This window comes from Streptomyces sp. NPDC088785 (assembly GCF_044750685.1).
Lineage (GTDB): Bacteria > Actinomycetota > Actinomycetes > Streptomycetales > Streptomycetaceae > Streptomyces.
Genome location: NZ_JBIVKH010000026.1, coordinates 21,095 through 27,784 on the forward strand (window position 1 = coordinate 21,095; position 6,690 = coordinate 27,784).

Genomic DNA, 6,690 nt, shown 5'->3' on the forward strand with positions numbered 1-6,690 from the left:
GACGCAGGTCGTGAGGGCAGTGCAGCCACGCATCACGCTGCACTGCCTGGCGCACGCGGGGGCCGGGGTCGTCAGCTACCGGCGCTGGCCCGAGCTGGTGGGGCCCGGGGTGGAGGTGGTCGCCCATCCGCTGCCCGGCCGCGACAGCCGCCGGCGCGAGGCCCGGGTCACCGACCGTGCCGGGCTGCTGGCGGACCTGCTGCCGGGGCTGCTGGAGGCGGCCCGCAGGGGTCCGTACGCGCTGTACGGGCACAGTCTGGGCGCCCTGGTGGCGTACACGCTCACCCGGGCGCTGACCGATGCCGGTGCGCCGGCGCCGCTGTTCCTGGCGGTGGGGGCCTGTCTTCCGCCGCACGTGGCCAGCGATCTGGTGGCGGCGGCGGATCTGCCCGAGGAGGAGCTGCTGCCGTACCTGGAGCAGCTGGGCTCGGTGCCCAGCGGGCGCAGCGCCTCCCCCGGCGGGCTGTGGCGCCGCAGTGTGCTGCCGGTGCTGCGCGACGATCTGCGGCTGGCCGGTTCGCTGCGCGACGCCGCCCTGGAGAGGGAGTCGGGCGGGCCGGTGCGCTGCCCGGTGCTGGTCTTCGGCGGCCGCGACGACCCGCTGGCCGCGCCGGAGTCGCTGGGCCACTGGCAGCAGTGGGCGGCGGGCCCGATCGCCCGGCACACCGTCGCCGGCGACCACTTCTTCGCCGGCAGCGCCGAACTGCCGGCCCTGGTGGGGCAGGCCTGCCGCGAGCACGCCGCGCTCGAAGACGCCGGCGCGGCCGGCGGGGCCGGGGAGTTCGGTGCGGCCGGGGAGATCGGCGGGGCCCGTGTGGTCGGCGGGGCCGGGGAAATCGGTGGGGCCGGTGTGGTCGGTGGGAGTGGGGGCGGGGTGGTGGTCGGTGAGATCGGGGCTGCTGGTGCGGTGGGGGGTGTGCGGTGAGGCGGGTGCTGGTCACCGGGGTCGGGGTGGTGGCTCCCGGTGCGGTGGGCACCGGGGCGTTCTGGGAGCTGTTGACCGCGGGCCGCACCGCGACGCGCCGCATCAGTCTGTTCGACGCGGCCCCGCACCGGTCGCGGGTGGCCGCCGAGGTCGATTTCGATGCGCGGGCGCACGGGTTCAGCGCCGATGACACCGAACGGCTGGACCGGGCGGCGCAGTTCGCGCTGGTCGCCGCCCGGGAGGCGGGGGCCGACAGCGGGCTGGCGGGCGGTGTCGACCCGCTGCGCCTGGGGGTGAGCCTGGGCTCGGCGGTCGGCTGCACCACTCATCTCAGTACGCAGTACGCCCTGTTGAGCGACTGCGGCCGGGACTGGGAGGTGGACCACCGGGCGGCGTCGGAGTTCTTGTACGACTATCTGGTGCCCAGTTCGCTGGCGGCGCAGGTGGCGCGCGACTGCGGTGCGCAGGGGCCGGTCTCGCTGGTCTCCAGCGGCTGCACCTCGGGGCTGGACGCGATCGGGCAGGGCGGTGAGCTGATCCGTGAGGGCGGTGTCGACATGGTGGTGGCCGGTGCGACGGAGGCGCCGATCGCGCCGATCACCATGGCGAGCTTCGACCGGCTGCGGATCACCAGCCCGCGCAACGACGCCCCGGCCAGCGCGTGCCGTCCCTTCGACCGTACGCGGGACGGGTTCGTGCTCGGCGAGGGTGCGGCCGTGGTGATCCTGGAGGAGTTCGAGCACGCCCGCCGGCGCGGTGCCCACGCCTACGCCGAGCTGGCCGCCTACGCCGGGCACAGCAGCGCCCATCACATGACGGGGCTGCGGCCGGGCGGGCAGGACATGGCGCACGCCATCCGGGTGGCGCTGGACACCGCGCGGCTGAACCCGGTCGACATCGACTACATCAGTGCGCACGGCGCGGGGACGCGGGACAACGACCGGCACGAGACGCACGCGCTGAAGGCGGGGCTGGGCGAGCACGCCCGGCGGGTCCCGATCAGCTCGATCAAGTCGATGATCGGGCACGCGCTGGGCGCGGCCGGTGCCCTGGACGTGGCGGCCAGTGCGCTGGCCATCCAGCACGACACGATCCCGCCGACGGCCAATCTGCACGAGCCGGATCCGACCTGCGACCTGGACTACACCCCGCTGTTCGCGCGGGAGCACCGCACCGGCACGGTCCTGACCGTCGCCAGCGGCTTCGGCGGCCTGCACAGTGCCGCGCTGCTGCGCCGGCCGCGGCTGCGGGCGGCGGCGTGAGCGGCCCGGCCGCGCCGGCGGCGGGGCGGGCGCGCTGCGTGGTGACCGGTATCGGGGTGGCCGCGCCCAACGGGCTGGGCACCGGGGCCTGGTGGCGGGCGACGATGCAGGGCCGCAGCGGGCTGGGCCCGCTCACCCGGTTCGACGCCTCGAGATATCCGGTGCGCATCGCGGGCGAGCTGGCGGGCTTCGTCGACGAGGAGCACGTCTCCAGCCGGCTGCTGCCGGCCACCGACCGGGTCGCGCGGATCGCGCTGGCGGTGGCCAGGGAGGCGCTGGCGGACTGCGGCGCCGATCCGCAGGCCCTGCCGGCGTACGGGGCGGGGGTGGTCACCGCGAGTTCGGCCGGCGGTGCCGAGTTCGGCCAGCGCAGCCTGGCGGCCCTGTGGTCGCAGGGGGCCCGCCGGGTCAGCACCTACCATCCCGTGGCCTGCTTCCACGCCGCGGCCGGCGCGCAGGTCTCCATCCAGCACACCCTGCGCGGGCCGGGCTCGGCGCTCGTCAGCGAGCAGGCGGGCGGCATCGACGCGCTGGCCCGCGCCCGGCGGTGGGTGCGTGAGGGCACCCAGCTGGTGGTCAGCGGCGGGGTCGACTCGACGCTGTCGCCGTGGGCGTGGGCGGCGCATCTATCCGACGGGCGGCTGAGCCGGTGCCCCGATCCGGCGCGGGCCTATCTGCCCTTCGACCGCGACGCGTGCGGGCACGCGGTCGGTGAGGGCGGTGCGCTGCTGGTGGTGGAGGAGGAGGCGGCGGCCCGGCGGCGCGGCGCGGTGGTCCACGGCGTGGTCGCCGGGTGCGCCGCGACGTTCGACGGGGCGGGTGTCCTCCGGCTGCGCGAGGCCGCCGAACTGGCCCTGGCCGACGCCGGGCTGGAGCCGGCCCAGATCGGTGCGGTGTTCGCCGACGGGGCCGGCGAGGCGGCGGCCGACCGGGCCGAGAGCGCCGCGCTGTGCGCGCTGTTCGGGCCGCGCGGGGTGCCGGTCACGGTACCCAAGTCGATGACGGGCCGGCTCGGTGCGGGCGGCTCGTCGCTGGATCTGGCCGCGGCGCTCATGTCGCTGCGCGAGGCGGCGGTGCCGCCGACCACCGGCACCCGCACCCTGGCGGCCGGCTGCCCGCTGGACCTGGTCACCGGCGCACCGCGGGCGCTGCCCGGACTGCGCGCGGTGCTGGTGCTGGCCCGGGGCCGGGGCGGCTTCAACGCGGCGGCCGTGCTCACCACCGCCGCCCCCTGACCGACCCCGCCCCTCCCCTCTCCCCTCTCCCCCACCGTGTCCGCCACGGGCCGGCGATCATCCGCCCGCCGCGTCCACGACGGGCCGCACACCGGCCGCCCGCACGCACCACGCGCCACGCCACGCACCGCCCCTGCGGCCGGCACGACAGCGGCTGCGGGGGCGGTGCGTGGTGTGTGGCGTGTGGCGCGTGGTGCGTGTGGCGCGTGGTGCGGGACGGTGTGCGGTGACGGGCGGTGCACGGCGCGCGGCGGTGGTCGGTCGGCGGAGGCCTGCCGGGCGGGGCCGGGGGGCCGGGGGGCCGGGGGGGGAGGGTGCGGGGCCGCCGCGGACAGGGCGGGGCGGGGGGCTGCCGGGAGAGGGCGGGAGGGGGGATCCGCCGGGAGGGGGTGCGGCTGCCGGAAAGGAGGAGAAGGAAGAGGGGGGCGGGGCTGCCGGGGGGGGTGAGTCAGCGGGCGCGGCCGGCGAGCTGGGCGGTGGCGGAGCGGGCGCCGGCCGGGGCCGGGGCGGCGGGGGCGGGCAGCGTGTCGGGGCGGGCCATCAGGATGGAGCGCTGCAACCTGCTCAGCGGCGCCGAGGGCTCCAGGCCGAGTTCGGCGACCAGGGTGGTGCGCAGCCGCTGGTAGACGCTCAGTGCCTCGCCGCGCCGGCCCGAGCGGTGCAGGGCCAGCATGAACTGTCCGTGCAGGCTCTCGTGCATCTGGTGGCGGCTGGCCAGCACGGTCAGCTCCGGCAGCAGTTCGCGGTGGCGGCCCAGGGACAGGTCGGCGTCGATGCGCTGGGAGAGCGCGCACAGCCGCGACTCCTCCAGCCGCCTGACCTCCATGTCGATCTGGTTGCCCGCCCGGATGTCGGTGAGCGCGGCGCCCTTCCACAGCGACAGCGCGTCCGCCAGCCGGCGGGCGGCGCCGGTGTGGTCCTCGGCGTCCATGGCCCGGTAGCCGGCGCCGGCGCGGCGCTCGAACTCGCGGTAGTCGACCGTGCCGCCGCGGGTGTCCAGGCGGTAGCCGGCCGGGACGGTGGCCAGGATGTCCTTGGCGGTGCACCGCTCCTGCCCGTCGGCGGCCAGCGCCAGCCCGATCAGCTCGCGCAGTTGCAGGATGTACGTCTGCAGCGTGGTGCGCGCACTGCGCGGGGGGTTCTCCGCCCACAGCTCGTCGACGAGCGCGGCCACCGGGACCACCTGGTCGGCGTGCAGCGCCAGCAGACCCAGGACCTGCCGCGGCTTGGGGGCCGTCGGCACTATCGACATCCCGTTCTCGCGCACCGATAGCGCGCCCAGCACCTCGATGTTCATGTTCGCCCCCATCTACGACCGCCGGACCGGGTGGTGCCGACCCCCCAATAAAAAAACAGCGCAGTCGGTTTGTCAATCCTCGACCGGCTCGCGAGCCTCCCCCGCCCCGGCCCCGAGACCTCCGCCCCGGATCGCGGGCCCCTCCCGCGCGCGCACGCCGCGCGCAGGGCACTCGCATGCACGGTGAAAGTGCTGGTGGGATGGGTTTTCGTACCGTACGGGGGCCGGCGGGAGGGTGGCCGGGGGGCGGGGCGGCGGCGGGTGGGGGCGGGGGCGGGACGGCGTCCGCCCCCGGTGCCTGGCGGGCGCCGGGGGCGGAAGTCTTTGCCAAAAAAGAGACCACGCGGTTTTTTTAGGAGGGGGGTGGGGCGCGCCGTCAGGGGGCGGGGACGGCCCCGGCGGCCTCCAGGGAGGCGCACAGGGCGCTCTCGGCGAGGTTGGGCAGCAGCAGCAGCCAGAACTGGGTGAGGGTGGCGCGCGAGAGCCAGGACAGGTCGCGCGCGCCGAGCACCTCGAAGCCCACGGTGGCGGCGACCACGGCGGCCACGGCGGCCGCCGGGGTGACGCCGGTGCGCAGTTCGCGGTCCTCGGCGGCGCCGCTGAGGACCTGGCCCACCCAGGCGTGCCACAGGGCGCGCACGTCGCTGTGCGAGGTGTGCGAGGCGTCGCCGCTCAGGCCGAAGCCCGCGCGCAGCACCTGGCCGGCGCGCAGCCGTTCGGCGACGGCGTGGGTGACGTCGATGAGGTGCTGAAGGCCGCCGGCGGACTCGCGGAAGACGGTGGCGGCGATGGCGTGCAGTTCGCGGGCGGCGTCCTCCTCGACCGCGTGGGCGACGGCCGCCTTGCTGGCGAAGTGGAAGTGCAGTGCGCCGCTGCTGACGCCCGCGCGGGCGCTGATGACGGCGAGGGAGGCCCCGGTGAATCCGTCCCGGACGAAGACCTCGGCCGCCGCGCGCACCAGTGCCTGTCTGGTGCGTGCCGCGCGTTCCTGTCTGACCATCGACTGCTCCGTCACTGCGGTGGGTTGCCGTGCTTGCGGGAGGGCACATCGGCGTGCTTGGTGCGCAGCATCGTCAGGGACCTGATGAGCACCTCGCGGGTCTCGGCGGGGTCGATGACGTCGTCGACCAGGCCGCGCTCGGCCGCGTAGTAGGGGTGCATCAGCTCGGCCTGGTACTCCTTGACCATCTGCGCGCGCATGGCCTCGGGGTCGTCCGCGGCGGCGATCTGCCGGCGGAAGATCACGTTGGCCGCGCCCTCGGCGCCCATGACCGCGATCTCGTTGGTGGGCCAGGCGTAGGTGAGGTCGGCGCCGATGGACTGGGAGTCCATGACGATGTAGGCGCCGCCGTAGGCCTTGCGCAGGATCAGGGAGATCCGCGGGACGGTGGCGTTGCAGTACGCGTACAGCAGCTTGGCGCCGTGGCGGATGATCCCGCCGTGCTCCTGGTCGACGCCGGGCAGGAAGCCGGGCACGTCCAGGAGGGTGATCAGCGGGATGTTGAAGGCGTCGCACATCTGCACGAAGCGGGCGGCCTTCTCGGAGGCCTCGATGTCCAGGACGCCGGCGAGCGCCTGCGGCTGGCTGGCGACGATGCCGACGACCTGGCCGCCCAGCCGGGCCAGCGCGCAGATGATGTTGCGCGCCCAGCGCTCGTGGACCTCCAGGTAGTCGCCGTCGTCGACGAGCTCCTCGATGACCCGGGTCATGTCGTAGGGGCGGTTGCCGTCGGCGGGCACCAGGTCCAAAAGGACCTCCGAGCGGCGGGCGGGCGGGTCCGTGCACGGCACGCAGGGCGGGTAGGCGCGGTTGTTCTGCGGCAGCAGCGAGAGCAGGTAGCGCACCTCGGCGATGCAGCTCTCCTCGTCGTCGAAGGCGAAGTGCGCCACGCCGCTGGTCTCGGCGTGCACGTCGGCGCCGCCCAGGCCGTTCTGGGTGATGTTCTCGCCGGTGACCGCCTTGACGACGTC

The 6,690-nt window shown here is 75.7% G+C and carries 6 protein-coding genes; 3 read left to right on the top strand and 3 right to left on the bottom strand.

Annotation, left to right across the window (positions count from 1 at the left end; genetic code table 11):
- Positions 1-19 precede the first annotated feature (19 nt).
- Genes ACIP5K_RS35505 through ACIP5K_RS35515 form a run of 3 tightly spaced genes read left to right on the top strand, consistent with a single transcriptional unit; the run spans position 20 to position 3,422 of the window.
- On the top strand, positions 20-925 hold the full coding sequence (locus ACIP5K_RS35505; protein WP_401416599.1) for a thioesterase II family protein: 906 nt from the start codon (positions 20-22) through the stop codon (positions 923-925).
- Positions 922-2,187 carry a beta-ketoacyl-[acyl-carrier-protein] synthase family protein gene (locus ACIP5K_RS35510; protein WP_401416602.1) on the top strand — a complete coding sequence of 422 codons (1,266 nt, stop codon included), beginning with the start codon at positions 922-924 and terminating at the stop codon, positions 2,185-2,187. Before ACIP5K_RS35505 ends, ACIP5K_RS35510 begins: the two co-directional genes overlap by 4 nt.
- On the top strand, positions 2,184-3,422 hold the full coding sequence (locus ACIP5K_RS35515; protein WP_401416604.1) for a beta-ketoacyl synthase N-terminal-like domain-containing protein: 1,239 nt from the start codon (positions 2,184-2,186) through the stop codon (positions 3,420-3,422). The genes ACIP5K_RS35510 and ACIP5K_RS35515 overlap by 4 nt, the downstream gene beginning before the upstream one ends.
- 448 nt (positions 3,423-3,870) lie before the next feature.
- On the opposite strand, the gene ACIP5K_RS35520 is transcribed toward ACIP5K_RS35515, so the two are convergent.
- The 3 genes from ACIP5K_RS35520 to ACIP5K_RS35530 form a co-directional block, all read right to left on the bottom strand.
- The gene (locus ACIP5K_RS35520) at positions 3,871-4,719 is read right to left on the bottom strand and encodes a BTAD domain-containing putative transcriptional regulator (protein ID WP_401416606.1); all 849 of its coding nucleotides are present in this window, start codon (positions 4,717-4,719) and stop codon (positions 3,871-3,873) included.
- A gap of 376 nt (positions 4,720-5,095) precedes the next feature.
- Positions 5,096-5,719, bottom strand: coding sequence for a ScbR family autoregulator-binding transcription factor (locus tag ACIP5K_RS35525; RefSeq protein ID WP_401416609.1), 624 nt, complete (start codon positions 5,717-5,719; stop codon positions 5,096-5,098).
- Between the two features lie 11 nt (positions 5,720-5,730).
- On the bottom strand, positions 5,731-6,690 hold a 960-nt coding region (locus tag ACIP5K_RS35530; protein ID WP_401416612.1), incomplete at its 5' end, for an acyl-CoA carboxylase subunit beta.

What these genes read in the sequence shown, in the direction of transcription:
- ACIP5K_RS35520 (WP_401416606.1), bottom strand. Translation starts at nt 4,719, where the DNA reads ATGAACATCGAGGTGCTGGGCGCGCTATCGGTGCGCGAGAACGGGATG.
- ACIP5K_RS35525 (WP_401416609.1), bottom strand. Translation starts at nt 5,719, where the DNA reads ATGGTCAGACAGGAACGCGCGGCACGCACCAGACAGGCACTGGTGCGC.